Consider the following 18836-nt stretch of genomic DNA (forward strand, 5'->3'; position numbering starts at 1 on the left):
GGGAGGTCGCTTGCAGCTATTTCACCGGCGCGTAGCGATCCAGCCAGCGATCGAGATTTTCGTGGAAGAAACGGACGCGCCGCTCCTGCCCCGCCAGGCATTCCCGCTGGAAGCCACGCGAATGCAGCGCCTTCTGCTGGTTCGACCAGATCGCCACATCCTGGTCGATTGTCGGCCCCATCGTATGGTCGCCGGCCTTCCCCACCTGATGCGGGGCGGGCACGTCCATGCTGACCCAGTCGCGCATCGTCGGTGAATAGTAGCTGGTCTGCCCCTCCGGGAAGAGGTTCATGTACCACATATCGAAATAACATTTTTCCGGATCGGTCGGATGCGGACGCGCGCGCAGCCAAATGTTGCCATCGGGCTTCAGGCTGAACGACAGGTTTGGGAAAAGTGTGTAATGCCAATTATCGGTCAGCATATTGTCGTCATAGCGGGAGAAATCGTATCCCTTCTCCTTACCTAGCAGCCGCTTCTGCTTCTGCAAGGCTAGGCGCAGATCATGCATCCGGCCACGGAAATCTTCCGGGTCGAGGCCCCAGAAGCGGATATGCTCACCCAGTTGCCGGATGATCTCCGGCTCCCCGCCGCGCACCGTCTGGCTGGGCGCGCCGCCCGGCATCAGCATGCGGCAATGACCGCTCTCATACAGATCGAACTGGGAATGGAGGTAGGAAAATTCCGCGACGAACTTCAGCTGCGGATGCGCGTGGAAGACGTGGTAGGATTCATTGAAATTGTCCTGAACCAGCTTCCAGTTGAAGTCGCCCTCCACCGTCACCCAGTGGGTGCGGACCATCTGGTCCATCGGATAGGCTTCGATCTGGTCCGCGATAGGGCTCAGGAACTCGCGCAGCGGCATGCAGGCATCGTCCATGTTGAACCAGACCATGCCGCCCCAGACATCGGACTTTATCTCGACAAGATTCTTTTCCATGCACTTCAGGTCAGGACTGAAGTCGGCAAGGTCCGGAACAGTCTTGATCTTTCCCTGAAGGTCGAAGGACCAGGCATGATAGGGGCAGGTCAGCCGGCGGGCATTGCCCGTCTCCTCCGTCACCAGCATCATGCCGCGATGCTGGCAGACGTTGTAGAAGCAGCGGATCTTCTCATCCTGCCCGCGCACCGCCAGTATGACTTCGGGGCCGAACTCCATGGTGACATAGTCGCCGACCTTCTGGAGCTGGCGTTCCAGCGCCACCACCTGCCAGGTGTGGGTCCACATGCCCTCCCATTCCCGTTTCCAGAATTCCCGGTCGAAATAGCGGGACGGGCTGATCGGCGCGTCACCGAGCGCGGGTTCGAGCGCCTTGGTTGCATCGATACCGATGCGGCGGGCGGGCGCTTCCTGTGTTTCGATATCACTCATGGCCATCATAGCCCCATCAAACAAAATCGCGGGCGATTGGCAGGCGGCGCAGATGCGCCCCGCCGCTGACGCGAATGGTGTCACCGGTCGCAATGCACTCATCGCTCGCCAGCCAAAGGGCCGCGGCGGCGACGTCGTCGGCCGTCGTCATCCTGCCGATCGGGATTTCACGCCGGAAAGCGTTCACGACCTTCTCGTCCGCGAAATAGCTCGCGGTCATCGGCGTGCTGGTCAGGCCCGGCGCGAGCGAATTAACCCGGATGCCGCGATCGCCATATTCGACCGCGGCGACCTTCACCACCTTGTCGGCGGCCGCCTTACTGCCCGCATACGCAGCAAGGCGCGGCGTGGTCAGTTCGGCAGTCACACTGGACATGGTGATGATCGATCCACCCTGCCCCATATGTTCCGCCACTTCCTTGATGAACAAGGCCGTGCCGATGAAATGGATGCGCGCTTGGAACAGCAGCGCTTCGGCGGTCTCGTCCGCGATGGGGGCATTGCGGTTAACCCCGGCCGTGTTGATCGCGACATCGATCCCGCCCAATATTTCAGCAGCGGCGCGCGCGCCGTCGCGGATCGATACCTCATCCAGTATGTCGGTCTTCACGATGCCGGCCGCGCCGCACATGTCGGCCACTTCACGCGCACTGTCTTCCTGCGGCGATCCCAGCACGATGGTCGCGCCTTGCGACTTGAACAGCATGGCGATGGCGGACGCGATCCCACCCGGCGCACCGGCTCCCAGGATATAAACGCGCTTGCCGTCTAGACGCTTCGATTGATCAACACTCATGCCATTACCCCAATCTTACTGTTAGCTTTGTTGCCGTTGTCGAGAGACGCCACGTGGGCGTAGATCGGATCACCTTGGCCTCGCTCGCCGAACACGCGCGGGCTGCTGGGCGACCGGTCCCATGTGTCGGTCCGGTCGAAATTGGCGTTCCAGTCGTAAACGGCGTGGCGGTGGGCGATCTTCCACACCCCGTCGCGCCGTTCGAACCGGTCTAGATAGCGGCCGGCCGCGATCATCCGCACCGGCTTGCCATCCGCATCGGCCATATCGTGATTGGCCATGAAATAGGCTTCGCTGACGGCATGGTCGCCCTGCACATCGACCAGCACATTGCCGATCAGATGCTGGGTCCGCTCCATCGTGACGAGCACGCCGAGCGCCCAGTCCACGAACTCCGCCGCGCTGCCCTTGAAGCCGCCATGGTCGTCGGTCGCATCGGCATGGAACAGCGACAACAGCAGCGGCTTGTCGCAACGGTCGAGTCCGCGCGCCAGTTTGTGAACCAGTTCCGTGCAGGCCTGCTTGGACAGTAGTGTATCGATGTCATTCCCGCTCATGCGCCTTCGGCTCCTTCATCTCCGCCGCGCGCGAGATATTTGTCGAGCGTATGCTGAAAATGTCGGACCCGGCTTTCCTGATAATGGGCCAGCCGGACCTTCCGCGTCTTCGACGCCTTCATGCCGGTCTGGACATGGGGCAGGTTGGCCATGTCCTGCTCCAGCACCGCGCCCAGTTGGCCCAGCTCATCGGCGAAACTGCCGCCGGGTGGGATCAGCGTCATTTCCGGCTGCGGCGCGGCTTCGCCCGGCTTCAACCGGCTCAGCAGGCGAACCTCCATCAGCGTGTGATCCTGATCGGGCCAAGGCCGCCAGCGATAGACGACCGTGGGCTGGAAACCGCCCCAGGGGGAGAAATTGGGAAAGATGTTGTAGGTCAGGGCGTCCTGCACTTCCGCATCGCTGGCCAAGTCGAGATCGCGGCCAAAGGCTTGCGCAAACCGCTTGCGGTTATGGTCGCCCATGGATGCGCGGGCGGTCCGCCCCTCCTCCACCGTCAGCGTCATGCCCGGCTCAACCACGCGTCCATTATATTTCAGAAAATTGTCGATGATGTCCTGTTCGGTCGCCTCGCCTTCGATCTGCGGAGACAGAACGCCGAAGGGGGTGATCGCCAAATTCACATGGTCGCCCCACATCATATATTTGCTGTTGGCGTCGCCCGTGAACGGCATGATCTGCGGGTGGGTGGCCGAAACATGATAGGCCTCCATGAACGCTTCGGCGCAGGCTTTCCAGTTAGCCGGGACGACCTTTCCGACCCAGGCGGTGGTATAAGCATCCTCATGCCGCCAGCGCGCAAAATGTTCGGGCAAGGGCGCCAGATATTCTTCAAGGCTGGGGCCGCCCGGATTTTCCTTCAGGAAGATGTAGCCGCCCCACGACCCGACCTGTGCCTCGGGCAGTTGCATGTCGGCGTCCTTCATGCCGGGGAAGTCCCAGCGGCAGGGCACATTCTTCAGGCTACCGTTCGTGTTCCAGCTGAACCCGTGATAGGGGCAGCGGAAATCCGACGCCCAGCCGCTTTCGGTGCGCAGCTTGCGGCCACGATGCAGGCAGACATTGTGGAAGGCGCGGACCGATCCGTCCTCCTGCCGCACCACCAGAAAGGACCGCCCGACATTCTCGTAAAGCAGGTAGTCGCCCGGCTGCGGAATTTCCTCGTCGCGGGCGACGAACTGCCAAACTTCCGGCCACATTTTCTCGCATTCGCGCGCAAAGAATTCCGGGCTCACATAGCGGTCCACCGACAGCGGCGCATCGCCCAGATCCTGCCAGGATTCACCCTTCAGAAAGGCCGGCACCTCGCGGCTGTCCCGCTCGGCCAGCTCGTCCCAAGACGGACCTGGCGGCGGCGAGGGGATATTCGTGCCTAGATCGGCCACGCTCACTCTCCTGATATTTTTTCGACCCAATGATGATGCCATGGGTCGGGGAAAATTACAAGCCACGTGGACTTTTTTATTCCGTCTGCCCAGGTGAAGGGCGAGGGCGGTTCTCCGCCAGAACCGTCCAGTCCGCTTCGGGAATAATGGTCGCCAGGCCAGAAGACTGGCCGCTCCTCGACCAACATGCCATCCAGCGGTTCCCGCATCGCCCTGCGTTCCTACGCGGCGGCGAAATCGTCGAGTGAACGCCACCAACTCGTCTCGACACGGGCATGGCTGGACAGGGGCACCGTTGCTTCGGCGGAGGACCGGCGGTGGACACTGAACCGCACCGCATCGCCTGGTGAAAGCATGTCCGCGTCCTCCTGCACAAACAGCATCGCCTTCAGCAAGCTCGCGCATTCCCTCCGCGACGGCGCACCCGCGACCGGCACGAGCCCCTCGACATCAATGTCCAGCCGATGGTTTTGTACATAGCCGCGCAGCAGCCCCGAATGCGCCAGCCGCAACGCTAGCCCGCGATGAGTGGTCCGCCAATGCAGCCGAAACGCATCTAGGGACAGGTCCGGTCTGCGGACGATCTGGCCCATGACCTTCAGCATGATGCAGCTCTTTAAGAAAACGATGGCGCTTCCCTTTACGGCAGAAGCGCCATCGCTCGGGAGAAATCAGAATTGGAAGCGGAAGCCAGCCCGGTAGCTGCGCCCGATAGCGTCGTAGATGACGAGGTTGGTGCCTGCGCCCTGATTATTGAGCGGGTCCTGCGAAGCGACGACGGGCGGGGCCTTGTCGAGCACATTGTCCACCGCGACGAAAAACTGACCTTTGCCACTGCCGACCTTCATGTCCCAGGACGCGAAGGCGTCGAGATAGAAGACCGACGGCACATGATTGCGGTTGATGTCGTTCGGGCCGAAGTCCGTTTCCATCTTCGCAGCGCCGATGAAGCGACCCTTCAGCTGCACCGTCCACGGCTCCTTGGCATAGGTCGCCGTCATCAGCCCCCGCCAGTGCGGAGAGCCCTGGAAGGAGCCCAAATTGTTGCCCGCTTCGCCCGCCCGTGTGATGATCGACGTCGTGCCGTTGGGATTGACGCTCACGATCTCCAACTTGTCGACATAGTTGGCGAGCGCGCGCAGATCGAGCGATCCACCGCCGAGGTCCGGTATCCGGTAGCCGACCTCTATGTCGACCCCGCGCGCCTGCTCGGTGCGGGCGTTGAACGGCTGGACGCTGACATCGGTCAGCACCCCGCTCGCATTACGGGTGAGCGCCGAGCAGAAGGTAGTGAGCCCAGCCGCGCAGAAGTTGATGATCTGCTGCGAGGACGTCACCGAAATAGCATCGGAAATCTTCACGTCATAATAGTCGATCGATGCGGAGAAGCCGGGCAGGAAGCTCGGCCGGAGAACGACACCCGCCGTCAGCGAGAGCGCCTTTTCCGGATCCAGCGCCGTATTGCCCCGGGTTGTCTGAAGTACGGTGACGGTGCGCCCCGCCTGGATGGGGTCGGAAGGGTCCGTCACGAATTGAACCAGCGATGTTCCGGCGAGGAACAGGTCGCTGATATTAGGCGCCCGAATGTCGCGCGAGCGGGTGACGCGAAACTCGATATCGTCGATCGGCGAGTAGGAGCCGCCGATCTTCCAGGTCGTCACCCCGCCGCTGGTGCTGTAATCGGTGTAGCGAACGGCTCCGTTGAGGTCGAGCGACTTGCCCAGCGCGCTGTCTTTTAGCACCGGTACCGCGAGTTCGGCATAGCCTTCCTTCACGTTGATGGTACCGCGATAGGGCCGTAGGTTCGATACATAGGCGATCGGAGCGGGCTGCGACGCGATCGGATCGGAATCGATAACGCCGCCGCTGTCGCGCCGAAATTCCGCACCCGCTGCCAGCGTAACCGCGCCCGCGGGCAGGTCGAACAGGTCGCCCTGGATGTTCACGCCGGCGACGAACTGCCGCATCCGCACATGCGCCAGCGACCGGAATGTCATCCAGTTTCGTTGCGCAGCGGTCAGTTCTCGGCTGCCGAACGGATTGTAGGGCACGCAGCCCGCCGCCCGCGCGGCGGGATCGGCGCATATGATGTTGCCGGCCCCGTCGTCAATGGCGTTGATGGCCGCCAGCACGCGGGACGGAATGATGTTGTTGTTGACCGCGTTGCGGATGCGGGACTCGCCATATTGAGCGGACACGTCCCACTTCCAGTTGTCGCCCAGAGACCCGCTGAACCCGACCAGGACGCGGCCAAGACGGCGGGTATTGTCCGCCTGAGGAATGCCGATGTCCTGGTTCATGTGCGACAGGTTGAAGCTGGTGATGCCCGCCGCGACCATGCGATCCCGCACGGAAGACGGCAGATAGGCGTTGTTGATCGAAATTGGTTCGGAATCAACGCGCCAGAAGGTTCCCGAATAGTTGGTGGAATGGGAATAGCCGTAGGATGCTTCAACGAAACCGGACAGGTCGTCGGTGAAGTCGTAGCTGACCCGGCCATAGAGCGACAGGTTCTTCAGTGGCGCGGCGATCTGAAGGTTGTTGAGGCTGAGGTCCGCATTCTGCGTTCCGCCCGCCTGCAACAGCCCGATCTCCACCGGGCCGAAGGGGAAGGCGGTCGACGCGACGCCGCCGCTTTCATCGAATAACGTGCCACGCAGCGGGCCGGAGATGATCAAGCCGGTGCCGGTCAGGTTGGCCGTTGCATTTGGCAACACCAGGCGCGTGGGCGATCCCGCCGGGTTGGGCGTCAATATCTTGTAGCCCTTGTACCAGTCATGGTCGCGCAGCCATGCGTCGCCCTGATAGGCGCCGTTGAAGCTCAACACGACATGGCCGCGATCATCGTTGAAGCCTGTGCCCCAGCTAAGGTCGCCGGAAATGCTCTCCGCATCGCCGACCTCGCTGATGCCGCCCTGTATGCCGCCCTTCAGGCCCTTGAACTTGGTGTCCAGGATGAAGTTGACGACGCCGCTGACCGCGTCGGAGCCCCAGGCGGCCGAAGCGCCGCCCGTCACCACGTCAACGCGCGAGACAAGGCCCTGCGGCAGGGTGTTCACATCGACCGCGTTGGTCACGGTAGAAGGCGTCACGCGGCGGCCGTTCAACAGCACCAGCGTGCGCGCAAAGCCCAGGTTGCGCAGGTTCATGAGGTTCGCGCCGCCCAGCCCCCCGCCGGTGGTCGCCAGCGCTGTGCGCGGCGAGTTGGACGCCTGAAGCGCGGGAAGCTGATTGACATAGTCGGCGACCGTCACTGGCGCTCCGCGCCGGATTTCCTGTTCGGTGATGACGCTGACGGGTGTCGGCGCATCATAGCCATCGCGCACAATACGGGAGCCCGTGACCACGATGTCGGCGATGCTGACGGGCTGCTCGGTCGCCGGGGCGGGTGTGCTGGTCGCAGGCGCACCAGGCTGTGTAGCCGTGGCGGTTTGGGCATGGCCTGTTGTCGCAAAACCCATCGCAGTGGTCGCGCACAGCAGGAAACGAAGTCCTCGCATCCTCATCCTCCCTTAAAAGATCCGTGACGAGGGTCGCTATGCCGACCTACCGCCAATGACCGCACCTCTTTTTAGCCCGCGTTATCACTCGCGCCAAATTAAAAAGCGTGTGAGTGCTAGTTTTTAGGAGCCTGCATCTTTTTTGTCGCATATGGAGAAAGGCGGCATTCGCCGGGCGCGACCTGGCTTCCACAGGGAAAAGGCTTTGAAATCATGATCCTCGGTTTTCACCACGCCGGCATTGCAACGACTGACCTTCCCCGGATGCTGGATTTCTATCGCTCGATGCTGGGCTTCGAACTGGTCACGGAACGGGAATGGGCGGCGGGCAGCGACCGCCATGACGCACTCACCGGGCTGGAAAACTCTTCCGCCCGCTACGTGGTTCTACGGCTCGGCCATGCCTATCTTGAACTTTTTCAGTATATTTCGCCGCCGCCCACTCCCAATGATGCCGACAGGCCGGTGTCAGACGCGGGCCTTACCCATATCGCCGTCGTGGTGGACGACATCGATGCGGAGTTCACCCGGATGAGCGAAGCGGGCGTGCGCTTCCATTGCGCGCCCGGGCTGAAGGGTCCGTACCGGGCTACCTATGGGCGCGACCCGGAAGGCAACGTCTTCGAGCTGATGGAAATTTCCGATCCGACTCATCCTTACGCCCTACGCGCCTGATCAGCCGGGCAGGGCCTTCGCGGCGGGATAACGCCCTTCGTGATCGACGCGCCATTATCGACGACGAAGGATTGGCCGTTGATCCACCGCGAGTCGTCGGAGGCGAGGTAAAGGATGAGCGAGGCGATATCCTCTGGCACGCCGCGCTCATTCTGACCGCCCGGAACGTCGGGCAACAGCCGCGACTCGGCCCCGGCGTCTGCGCGCTTGCCCGGCATCGCCCAAACCATCGGCGTGTCGATCCCGTTGGGGAGCACCGAATTGCACCGGATGGCGAGCGCGCTCTGCGCGCAATAAACGGCGACGCAGCGGGAATAGGCATCCACAGCTCCTTTCGCCGCGCTGTAGGCGGCCACATTTGGCTCGCCCTGAGCAGCCGCGATCGACGCCATGTTGATGATCGATCCGCTGCCCGCCCGACGCATCGCCGGAATGGCGTATTTACAACCCAGCACCACCCCGTCGACGCTAACTGCCATGATCCGGTGATAATCCGCCATATCGATGCCTTCCGGCGATCCCAACTCCACAATGCCCGCATTATTGACCAATATGTGGAGCGCGCCATAGCGGCTTTCGATTTCGGAAATCAGGGCGGCCCATCGTTCTTCCACGCATACGTCGTGCGGCAAGAACAGCGCTCGCTCGCCGATTGAGCGGGCGAGAGCCTCTCCAGCATCCACGTCCACGTCGGTCAGCACGACTTGAGCGCCCTCGCTGGCGAAGAGGCGCGCGTCCGCCTCCCCCAGCCCCTTGGCCGCGCCCGTGACCAGCGCCACCTTGCCCGTCAGCCGCCCGCTCATGACAAGCGGAATCCGTGCTGCACGCGAGTTGTCGACGTTCCTGATCGAATATATATAGCACGTGCTACAAATTGCCGCTTAGCCATTGCCATCCGCTCCTTCTCGGCATATTCAAGCCAGATGGCTTGTTTTTCCACGGCCGGTTGAAGGCGTCAATGGAAAGCTGGCCGATGATGCGGATGGCGATACCGCTGACGCGTCGGAACAAACGGATCACAGGAGAGAGTGCGTGACGGGCGAGGGAGACAAGCTGAACGGCGATCTCACATGCGATGTTCTGGTCATCGGCAGCGGCGGTGGCGCGCTCACCGCTGCGGTTACCGCTCGCAAGGCCGGCATGAAGGTCATCGTTGCGGAAAAGCAGGATGTGTTCGGCGGCACCACGGCGACGTCGGGCGGCATGCTGTGGATTCCGGGCAATCATCATTCGCCCGCGATCCAGCAGAAGCTGGGCGAACCGGACAGCCTGGAAAAGGTGCGCACCTATATTCTGCAGGAGGCGGGCAATTATGCCGAGGTCGACCGGATCGACGCCTTCCTGAAATATGGCCCGGAAATGGTCGAATTTCTGGAGCGGGAAACGCACGTCAAGTTCGAAGGGATGGAATATCCTGATTATTATTTCAAGAATCCGAATGCGGCCAAGACGCGGTCGCTGATCGCTGCCGAATATGACGCTAAGAAGCTGGGCAAGCATTTCAAGGAACTGAAGCGCCAGCTGCCGCAATTGCTCTTCCTTGGCTTCGCCATCGGCTCGTCCGTCGAAATGCAGCAATTCTTCAAGGCTGGCCGTTCGCCCAAGGCGTTCCTGGCGGTCGCAGGCAAAATGGCGCTGCACCTGGTCCAGACCGCCATCTACGGAGGCGCACGGAGAGTGGTCCGCGGCGGGGCGCTCATCACGCGCCTGGCGCAAAGCTGCTTCGAACTCGACATACCGATACTGCTCAATTCCCCAGCCAAAAGCCTGATCAAGGAAGGCGATGTCGTGCGCGGAGCCATAGTCGATGGCCCGAACGGACCGCGCCGCATCGTGGCCAGACATGCCGTGATCCTGGGCAGCGGCGGCTTTCCCTATGACAACAAGCGGCGCGGGGAAGCCTATCCGCCCAACGCCTTTGACGGAACGCCGCGCTCCGTCGCCAATCCGGGCAACACCGGCGACGGCGCACGCATGGCCGAAGGCGTGGGCGGCGTATTCGGCAGCGACGTGTCGAACGCGGGGGCATGGATGCCGACATCGGTTCAGCCCAACATCGAGGGCCCGAAGGGTGTATGGCCTCATTTGGTCGACCGGCTGAAGCCCGGCTTCATCTGCGTCACCCGTCATGGCAAGCGGTTCGGCAATGAAAGCTGCGCCTATTCCAGCTTCGTGCCACAGATCATCGAGGCGACGCGCGGCGACAAGTTTGGCTTCTGCTGGCTGATCGGCGACAAGGCCGCGATCGACAAGTGGGGCATGGGCCGAGTGCGTCCGAGCCCGCTGCCGCGAAAGAACTACATCAAATCCGGCTATCTGATCGAGGCACCGACTATCGCTGCACTGGCTCAGAAGATTGACGTCGATCCTGAGGCGTTGGTTGAGACGGTGGAGCGCTTCAACGGCTTTGCCAAGCAGGGCATTGATCCCGATTTCCAGCGCGGGGCGGATGACTATGACGCCTACCAGGGCGATGACGAGAATAAATGGCCTAATCCATGCCTCGGCCCCCTAGAAAAAGGCCCTTATTATGCGATCAAAATGTTCGCAGGCGAAATTGGGACCTTCGCCGGTATCAATGTCGACAAATATGCTCGCGTGATCGATGAAGCCGGGCAACCCATCAAGGGACTTTATGCCGTCGGCAACGACCAGAAGAGTGTATTCGGCGGCGCCTATCCCGGTGCTGGCGCGACATTAGGCCCCGGCATGACCTTCGGCTATGTGGCCGGGCGCCATGTGGCGGGAAAAATCGTCGATGAAATGCCGGCCAAAGAAGAGGCGATGTGACCCGGCGATAAAGCTGCGATGAAAGGCTCGTCCCGCAGTCCGAGACTTGCAAACGGGACTTGATCGATCAAGATGCGCTGATGACAGAAGCAGCATCGCCGGCTGAGGACTCGGCTGTGATACAAAAACATGGTCTCTTCGCGCCCCGCCGACCCGGACCACGCGAACAGGCGGCTATCGCCACCCGCATCAAGCTCGTGCTGGCGGCCGAAACCCTGTTTGGCGAAAAGGGTGTCGACGCCGTGTCGCTGCGGGAAATAGCCGGAACTGCTGGGCAATTGAACAGCAATGCCACGCAATATCATTTTGGTGACAAGGAGACCTTGATCCAGGCGATTTTCGAGTATCGCGGCCGGCAGTTTGAACCCGCGCGCCTGGCCATGCTTGAACGGCTGGAAGAGGAAGGCCGGCTTCTCGACGTCAGGGGGCTGATGCAGGTGCTGTGCTTGCCTTATCTTTCGGCGAGAAGTGCGGCGGGCAGATATAGCTACGCCGCGTTCCTCAGCCAGTATCTTACCAAACTGGGATCAGCAGGCATAACGCATCCGTTCTCGCAGGGCGACATCGCCCCGGCGTATAATCGACTTTTTTCTCTGTTGAAACAGCGGCTAAACTATCTGCCGCCGAACCTTGCGGTCCGTCGGGCAGGTATGGCCTCGCTCAGCTTCTGCGGCATGCTCATCCGATGGGAAAGCACGCGCGAGGGCTATGCCACACTCACGCTACGGCAGTTGGTGTTGGATACTCTGGAGCAAATTACGGCGGCCGTCGGCGCGCCCGCCGCTTACGAAGGCAGCTATGTCTTCCCCATAGAGGCATAGCTGCGCCAGCCCTCATCCGCGCCAGAATGAGGGGGAGCCCCCCTCACTCCTTCAAGGTCACTTTCACGGCATTGATCTGGCCAGTAAATTCCGCCGGTGACTGCTGCTCTGGATTGACAGGCGTGGTCGTGTCAGCCCCTATGTCGAGTCCTTCGGTATGCGAAATCCATCGCAACGTATGGTCGATGCGCCCTTCTGCAACCTTCTGCCCATCGATCGAAAGCCGTCCGGTACCGCCCTTGATCGGCCCGCCGCCGTCATATTGGAAGTCGAAGGCGATATGATGCTGGCCCGGCACGACAGGCTTTGGAGCGGCCAGCATATAGATGCGTGGCGGGACCGCATTATAGGTGAACACCACTCTGCCAGCGATTATCGACAAGCTATAGCCGCTGAATTGACCGCCTTGCGCGATGATTGCGCCATCTGCGCCCCCTTCCGGCACTACGATGTCCGCATCGATCGCGAAGGAGCGGTTGATAATATGCGGGGCGGTATCTTGCGCCACGCGTCGCAGGCGTGACCGATAGACGAATTTCGTTTGCCCTTCGGTCAGCGATGGACGCCCTGCACTTCCCTCTCCGATAGTAGAATTGTGGATGGGCGTAATATTGTTCGCGGCTGCTTCCTTCCAGAAGAGATCCTTCATCTCCTGAAGCTTGGCAGGATTGCTGGCGGCCAGATTACGCGCTTCAGAATAATCCTTGGCGACATTATAGAGCTGCCATTCGCGCTGATCGACAGGCGTTGCGACATTGGCGCCGGTCAACCAAGGGGGCCGGGCCGGCGTCGTCCCGGCAAACCATCCATCCTTGTAGATGCCCATATTCTGCATCATCTCGAACACCTGCGTTGTGCGACGCGACGGTGCTCCGGGGGCAGAGAAGCTGTAGTTCATGCTGACACCGTCCATGCGCTGTTGCTCTACGCCATTGACGGCCTTGGGTTCGGCGATGCCAGCCGCTTCCAACATGGTGGGCATGATGTCGGTCACGAAATGGAATTGCGACCGCATACTCCCGCCCGCCGGGATATGGCCGGGCCAGCTCATAACCAGACCATTGCGCGTGCCGCCGAAGTGAGAAGCAACCTGCTTGTAATATTGGAACGGCGCATTGGTCGCCCAGGCCCAAGGCGCAGGATAATGGGCGTAGAGCTTGCCAGTGCCGATGTCATCGATATGGGCGAGCTTATAATCCATCGCCTCGGTCGCGCGCGCAAGCGCGCTCTGCTCGTACATCAAGCCGTCGAGCGTACCTTCGGCGCTGCCGCCATTATCACCCTGGATGTAGATGATGAGCGTGTTGTCGAACTGGCCACTATCCTTCAGATGCTGTACGATGCGGCCAATCTGCGCGTCGGCGAAGGCCAACGCAGCGGCGTAAGCCTCCATATGGCGGGCATAGAGCCACTTTTGATCGGGGCTGAGCGAGTTCCAGGCCGGAAGGCTCGAAGGACGTGGAGTCAGCTGGGCATTGGCGGGGATGATGCCCATGCGCTTTTGCCGCACATAGGTTTCCTCACGCATCTTATCCCAGCCGCTGTCGAATTTGCCGCGGAATTTTTCCAGCCACTCTCTGGGCGCATGATGAGGAGTGTGCGCGGTGCCGGGGGCGTAATAGACAAAGAAGGGCTTGTCGGGTGCAAGCGTTTTCTGCTGATCGATCCAGCCTATGGCATCGTCGGCCATGTCCTTGTCCAACACATAGTCGGGCTTGCCCGTGGCTGGATCGACGGGCGTGGTATTGCGCACCAGCGCCGGCGCGAACTGGCTGGCATCGGCATTCAAGAAACCGTAAAAATATTCAAAGCCAAGGCCGGTGGGCCAGCGATCGAATGGCCCGACCTGGCTCTGTTCCCAATCCGGCGTGATATGGCCTTTGCCGAACATCGCAGTGCTGTAGCCACCATCCTTTAACACCTCAGCCACCGTAGCGGCAGATCTCGGGATGATCGACGTATAGCCAGGATAAGCAGTCGAAAGATTGGTGACATTGCCCATGCCCACAGCATGGGGGTTGCGCCCTGTGAGCAACGCAGCACGGGTCGGTGAGCATAAGGCGGTGGTGTTGAACTGGTTGTAGCGGATCCCAGCCTCGGCAAGAGAATCAAAGGTGGGTGTCGGCACCGGACCGCCGAATGTGCTGGTCGCACCGAAGCCCACATCATCAGTCATGATAAGCAAGATATTGGGTGCACCTTGAGGCGCCTTCACCTGCGCAGGCCACTCCGGCTTAGGAGAGGTATTTGGTGTATGCCCCGTCTGCTGGGCGGTTCCCGCTGCGCTAATTAGGCATAGGGCGAGCGTCAGGCTGGCGGCTCGCGGACCATTTACAAGTTTCCGCACTTATCTCTCCTCGGAGGCCATGAAAGAGGATGCCCTGTCCGCACAATTGAGGAGTGGGCATTCAGGATGACTGGAGCTGAACGATCACCGACCCGAATTCCGGGCGATCGCGTGATCGATGTTGGGCGCACCTATCCTCCAGGGTATCGGCTGTGTTCGTTGCTTAAGGAGGCGATCCCCAATGTTATTCGGTCCCGCATCTCACTCCCCCGCCACACATTTCATATAACGCGGCGATTATGTTATCGCAACAATTATAATGCACGATATACTTTTATGAAGGTGGGCGATCCCAGTTGGCCCGGAATCCGGAGCACTCTCCCGTGTCACTGGTCACTGGTCACTGGTCGCCACATGCTGATGTTGATTTTCTATGCCGAATTTCTTCAATCATAGCGATTGTTTTTCGTCGACCTCGGCGCCGCCAGGTGCATTACAACGAGGAGCACCTGACTACACCTCGAAGTCAGACTGTCGCTCCCGCCCACCAACCAAATCGTGAGGCCCGTGAAATCCGCCTTCATCGCCCGCCAACATGAATAGCGATCGCCCGTCTTCATAATGAAAAGGTGCGGAGATAGCCGCCGTCATCTGACTGAGCGCGTCTATCAATGTGTTCTCCAGCGATGGTATCGATCCATTGTCGACGTCAGCATTGTCCCAGCCTACGACTGCACCAACAAAAATCCTGATGACCCCACGAACCCTCAGCCGGAAGATTTCTTCCGGAAGATGCGGCATCCGGTCGCGAAGGTGCTGCAGCAAGGACTTGCAAATGGGTGCTGGTTTGTCAGCATCATCCAGAAAGGGATAGAACGTGCGCGCATCTGCCGACCGCAGTGTCACTTGCGAGAGGAATTTTGCATATCTGTGCGACCTGCCCGGCCCCACAATTGAGAGATAAGGCAGAACCAATATCTCCAGCAAGGTCTGCAAATCATAAATTCTTCCTGTCGTCCGCGCAGTATCCATCATGCGAGCCCTGACGTTCTCGAACTCGAGCGTATAATGATGTGATATGGCCTGAACCAGTTCTTCTTTCCCACCAAAATGATAGTTCACCGCGCTGGTGTTCTTCAGGCCAGACGCAAAAGCGATCTCTCTCATCGAAACATTGTCGATCCCGCGCATTGAAAATAGCTTTTCAGCCGCAGCGATGATGATCAAGATCGTGGCACGGGATGCACGATTTGCCGTTTTTCTGCGCGTCATCAAAAAGCATTGATCCTGCACTAGAACCTTCTCGTTTTTCGACCGCATGGCAGTTTGATCCTCCGTGTCCCGACTCCCAGCCGACGCAATCTTGAGCAATGCGCACGAACGTAGAAAATGTTTTACGTGCTACGTAGATGCGGTTCAACAAGGCGCCTTGCCACTCCATTTATCAGAATAGCGAGTACACCAAAAATTTTCTTGCGAATAAAATGTATCACACGATACATAATAAGACTCGAGGAGACGCGAAGGTGGTACGCTTCCAGAATATCTTCCATACTGGCTATCTGGCTCGCGATGTCGCATCAGAGATGGCGGCATTGTCCGAGGCACTAGGCCTCCGCTGGGCAAAGCCCTACGTCTATGAGGCGCTTACGATCTGGACCCCCGACCGTGACGTGCACCAGATCCGGCTTGAGGTTGCCTATTCGGCGGACGGCCCGCAACGTGTGGAAATCCAGAAAGGCCCGGCCGGGTCGATCTATGATCCGGAACTGCACAACGCCCATCATCTGGGTATCTGGGTGGAGGAGGTCAGCACTGCTGCCGCGCCAATGCTGGCGCAGGGCTGGAGTGTCGTCGTATCCGCGCTGCCGCCCCACCAGGGCTTTGGGACCTTCGCTTATCTGCGACCGCCGCGGGAAGGAATGCTGATCGAACTGGTGAACCTGGCGGCCAAGCCGCGCTTCGAGCGCTGGTGGGGAGGCGCGGATGGCCCGTTCTGACGTGGAGGCAAAGCCGCGCCCGCTGGCGCTTCATCACCTGACTGTGCGGGAATCCTCTGTCTTCGACCTGGTGAAGATCGCGGCGGAAAACATGTGCGAGGCGGTGTGCATCTTCACCCATGCGCCGCGGATCCCCATCCCAGGCGCCAGCTTCACCGAATATCCGCTGGTTGATTGCGGCAATCAGGCAGAGTTCATTGCAACACTACGCGCCAACGGCGTTGGTGTGGGCAACATCGAATTTTTCCCGGTGACGGAAACGCTCGATCTGGAGGATTACCGCAAATCGCTAGCTGTGGGCGCGGAAGTCGGCGCGAAGAGGATGGTGACGCACATCCACGATGGTGACGACAATCGCGCGCTCGATACGCTGGGACGCCTGTGCGACGAAGCCGCGCGCTTCGACCTGAAGCTGGGTTTGGAATTCATGGGCCTGACCCCCGCCTGCGCTTCGATCCAGCGTGCCTCCTGGTTCGTAAGTCAGGTCGGCCGCACCAATATCGGCATCGCGCTCGATGCGCTGCACCTGATCCGTACAGGCGGGACGGCGGAAGATGTCGCGGCTATCCCGGCGGACCAATTTAGCTATTCACAGATTTGTGACGGCCACGGCCTTGACGTCACCGGTGACTATCGTCGGGAAGGGCAGGATCGTGAACTGCCTGGTGACGGCGACTGGCCGCTCCACGCCATCTACACCGCGCTCCCTGCGTCGACACCACTGGATGTTGAGGTGCCGTCGGTCACGCGCGTTAAACAGGGCGTGCCACCGCGGAATCGCGCCCGCATAGCCGTGGAGCGCTCTCGAACGCTGATCGACAGCGTCACGCCCACGAGATGACAGGACAACAAAGGCATGATCAAGATCATGGGCATGTTACAGCGGCTGCCGGATATGCCGCTCGATGCCTTTCGGCTGCACTGGCGTACGGTGCATCGTGGGCTGGCGCTACGGCTGGCCCATGCGGATATCCTGCAAGCCTATGTCCAGAACCATAGGCTCGCCATCGACGTGGACGGCATGATCCCTTTCGCTGACGGCGTGCCCGAATTGTGGTTCAGAGATCTGGCGGCTTTCCAGGGGATGCACAGTTCGATCGCTTTCCGCGACGGCGCCTTTCACGACAGCGACCGCTTCATGGACGTGACGCGCTACCGGTCGCTTATGCTGGAAGAGGAGATGACCGTTACCGCTCCCCCGCGCGAAGAATGCGCGGGGCTGCTCAAGGCCATATTCATCCTGGACGATGTAACGGACGAAGAACTGACCGACGGCGCCCCCTCCCCTACCATGGGCGAGATCAAGCCCGTGCGGCTCAGCTATCATCGGGCGCTGTCCGAGGGGGCGGCGCTTTCCGGCCGTCCCTGCAAGGCGGTGGAAACGAGCTGGTGGGCGGACCTCCCCACCTTTCTCGATGCATGGTCGAACCGACGCAAGCGGCAGGTCGAGGGCATACTGGTCGAGGAAAGACCGATCTTCTGGGTCGGGGAACGCGTCCCTCCCGCCGACTGGGCACCGGTCGCGATCAGCACACGCACCGATCACTGACATACAATCCTATTCATATCTGTGGGAGAAGGATCATGGTCACCACGACTGCCACATCGAACAACAGCGCTGAACCATTCCGGTCTGTCACGGCCGAGGAGATTGCTCATTACAAGTCGCATGGCTGGGTCAGGCTGAAACGGTTCCTCCCCCAAGCGACGGTCGATGTCCTGTTGTCATACGCGAAGGAGAGGATGGGCGAAGATGGCGCGACTAGCGCCAATCCGGGCAAATTCTCCTTCTTCAATTCGCTAGCCGTGCAGCAGCCCCATCATCCCCTCTTCGGACCCATCATCCGCCATTTCGGCAAGAGCGCCGTTGCCCTTCGCGACCTCAAGGTTTCACCCGGCATCCGTTACTTTAAGGATAGTTTCGGCGTGAAACTGCCGTCGAACCGTGCTGACGGCCATGGCCGATCCGACTGGCACCAGGACTTTGCCGCCCAGGTTTCGGACCGCTCGGGCGGCATGGTCTTCTGGAGCGCGCTTATCGACATGACGCCCGACAAGGGAACCATGGCGTTTCTAGACGGATCGCACCGGCACGGCGTGATGGGCGATTATCGCACCTATGGTGAGGGTAATCTGCTGGATGCCTATCCGGGTTTGATCGAGGAATGCCCCTCGTCCGGATATCTGACTTTGTCGGCGGGCGACGTCACCGTTCATTCCGACATGTGCGTTCACTCCGCAGGCAAGAATGTCTCCGACGGGCCCCGCTGGACGTATCTTGTTCAGCTCAACCCCGCCGATGCGCGTTGGACCGGCGCACCGTCTGTGTCATTCGACACGAGCTCACTGACTCTCCTCAATACGCTCGATGAGGAACGCTTCCCCACGGTGGGTTAACGGCGCCACAACCGGCCGTGCGTCCCGCACGGCAAGCTCGGCTCAATGGCAGGCACTCGAATCCACCCGTGCACTACCAGTCTCGAAGGTGACGTCCCTCTCGTGCCTAAAGTTGTCGTGTTCGGCAGAGCGCAGCAAGTTTCCCCGAGCATCGATGGCGACGAATACTGATGCAGTTTGGCAGCGGGAAACTTCCTCCGCCCCATTTCTGCCATCCAAGTGGCCGATTCTATTTTCCAGCTGCTGACCGTCAGCT

General features: G+C 60.4%; 16 protein-coding genes. 7 read left to right on the plus strand and 9 right to left on the minus strand.

The annotated features are described in order from the left end of the window. Window positions 1–16: 16 nt before the first annotated feature. The 6 genes from DM806_RS26615 to DM806_RS26640 all read right to left on the minus strand — a co-directional run bounded on the left by DM806_RS26615 (window position 17) and on the right by DM806_RS26640 (window position 7610). Window positions 17–1372: an aromatic ring-hydroxylating oxygenase subunit alpha gene (locus DM806_RS26615; protein ID WP_179046157.1), complete on the minus strand. Its 1356-nt coding sequence runs from the start codon at window positions 1370–1372 to the stop codon at window positions 17–19. A 16-nt stretch (window positions 1373–1388) separates the two neighbouring features. Then, entirely contained in the window at window positions 1389–2168 is a 780-nt protein-coding gene (locus DM806_RS26620) for an SDR family NAD(P)-dependent oxidoreductase (RefSeq protein ID WP_179046158.1), read from the minus strand. Next, window positions 2165–2725: a nuclear transport factor 2 family protein gene (locus DM806_RS26625; protein ID WP_179046159.1), complete on the minus strand. Its 561-nt coding sequence runs from the start codon at window positions 2723–2725 to the stop codon at window positions 2165–2167. Before DM806_RS26625 ends, DM806_RS26620 begins: the two co-directional genes overlap by 4 nt. Then, window positions 2722–4110: an aromatic ring-hydroxylating oxygenase subunit alpha gene (locus DM806_RS26630; RefSeq protein ID WP_372859802.1), complete on the minus strand. Its 1389-nt coding sequence runs from the start codon at window positions 4108–4110 to the stop codon at window positions 2722–2724. The genes DM806_RS26625 and DM806_RS26630 overlap by 4 nt, the downstream gene beginning before the upstream one ends. A gap of 221 nt (window positions 4111–4331) precedes the next feature. Beyond that, window positions 4332–4715, minus strand: a complete 384-nt coding sequence (locus tag DM806_RS26635) for an EthD domain-containing protein (RefSeq protein WP_179046161.1) — start codon at window positions 4713–4715, stop codon at window positions 4332–4334. 66 nt (window positions 4716–4781) lie between these two features. After that, on the minus strand, window positions 4782–7610 hold the full coding sequence (locus DM806_RS26640; RefSeq protein WP_179046162.1) for a TonB-dependent receptor plug domain-containing protein: 2829 nt from the start codon (window positions 7608–7610) through the stop codon (window positions 4782–4784). A gap of 213 nt (window positions 7611–7823) precedes the next feature. On the opposite strand from DM806_RS26640, the gene DM806_RS26645 reads away from it, so the two are divergent. Further along, the gene (locus DM806_RS26645; RefSeq protein WP_179046163.1) at window positions 7824–8285 is read left to right on the plus strand and encodes a VOC family protein; all 462 of its coding nucleotides are present in this window, start codon (window positions 7824–7826) and stop codon (window positions 8283–8285) included. Here the strand turns inward: DM806_RS26645 and DM806_RS26650 are convergent. Next, entirely contained in the window at window positions 8267–9088 is an 822-nt protein-coding gene (locus DM806_RS26650; protein ID WP_179046164.1) for an SDR family oxidoreductase, read from the minus strand. The genes DM806_RS26645 and DM806_RS26650 overlap by 19 nt on opposite strands. Before the next feature lie 229 nt (window positions 9089–9317). On the opposite strand from DM806_RS26650, the gene DM806_RS26655 reads away from it, so the two are divergent. Together DM806_RS26655 and DM806_RS26660 are read left to right on the plus strand one after the other, a co-directional pair. Next, window positions 9318–11075, plus strand: a complete 1758-nt coding sequence (locus tag DM806_RS26655; protein ID WP_372859804.1) for an FAD-dependent oxidoreductase — start codon at window positions 9318–9320, stop codon at window positions 11073–11075. A 59-nt stretch (window positions 11076–11134) separates the two neighbouring features. Further along, window positions 11135–11896: a TetR/AcrR family transcriptional regulator gene (locus tag DM806_RS26660; RefSeq protein WP_179046165.1), complete on the plus strand. Its 762-nt coding sequence runs from the start codon at window positions 11135–11137 to the stop codon at window positions 11894–11896. Window positions 11897–11939: 43 nt separating this feature from the next. Here DM806_RS26660 and DM806_RS26665 read toward each other — a convergent pair whose 3' ends face one another. Beyond that, window positions 11940–14243, minus strand: coding sequence for an arylsulfatase (locus DM806_RS26665; RefSeq protein WP_372859806.1), 2304 nt, complete (start codon window positions 14241–14243; stop codon window positions 11940–11942). Window positions 14244–14696: 453 nt separating this feature from the next. Then, on the minus strand, window positions 14697–15503 hold the full coding sequence (locus DM806_RS26670) for a helix-turn-helix domain-containing protein (protein ID WP_179046166.1): 807 nt from the start codon (window positions 15501–15503) through the stop codon (window positions 14697–14699). A 206-nt stretch (window positions 15504–15709) separates the two neighbouring features. On the opposite strand from DM806_RS26670, the gene DM806_RS26675 reads away from it, so the two are divergent. Genes DM806_RS26675 through DM806_RS26690 form a run of 4 tightly spaced genes read left to right on the plus strand, consistent with a single transcriptional unit; the run spans window position 15710 to window position 18580 of the window. Beyond that, window positions 15710–16183, plus strand: a complete 474-nt coding sequence (locus tag DM806_RS26675) for a VOC family protein (RefSeq protein WP_179046167.1) — start codon at window positions 15710–15712, stop codon at window positions 16181–16183. Next, window positions 16170–17024, plus strand: a complete 855-nt coding sequence (locus tag DM806_RS26680; protein WP_179046168.1) for a sugar phosphate isomerase/epimerase family protein — start codon at window positions 16170–16172, stop codon at window positions 17022–17024. Before DM806_RS26675 ends, DM806_RS26680 begins: the two co-directional genes overlap by 14 nt. 15 nt (window positions 17025–17039) lie before the next feature. Next, window positions 17040–17732 (plus strand): EthD domain-containing protein, encoded by a 693-nt coding sequence (locus DM806_RS26685; RefSeq protein WP_179046169.1) that lies wholly within the window; start codon window positions 17040–17042, stop codon window positions 17730–17732. A 35-nt stretch (window positions 17733–17767) separates the two neighbouring features. Next, the gene (locus DM806_RS26690; RefSeq protein ID WP_179046170.1) at window positions 17768–18580 is read left to right on the plus strand and encodes a phytanoyl-CoA dioxygenase family protein; all 813 of its coding nucleotides are present in this window, start codon (window positions 17768–17770) and stop codon (window positions 18578–18580) included. Window positions 18581–18836: the final 256 nt, after the last annotated feature.

Source organism: Sphingobium lactosutens, from assembly GCF_013393185.1.
Taxonomy (GTDB): domain Bacteria; phylum Pseudomonadota; class Alphaproteobacteria; order Sphingomonadales; family Sphingomonadaceae; genus Sphingobium; species Sphingobium lactosutens_A.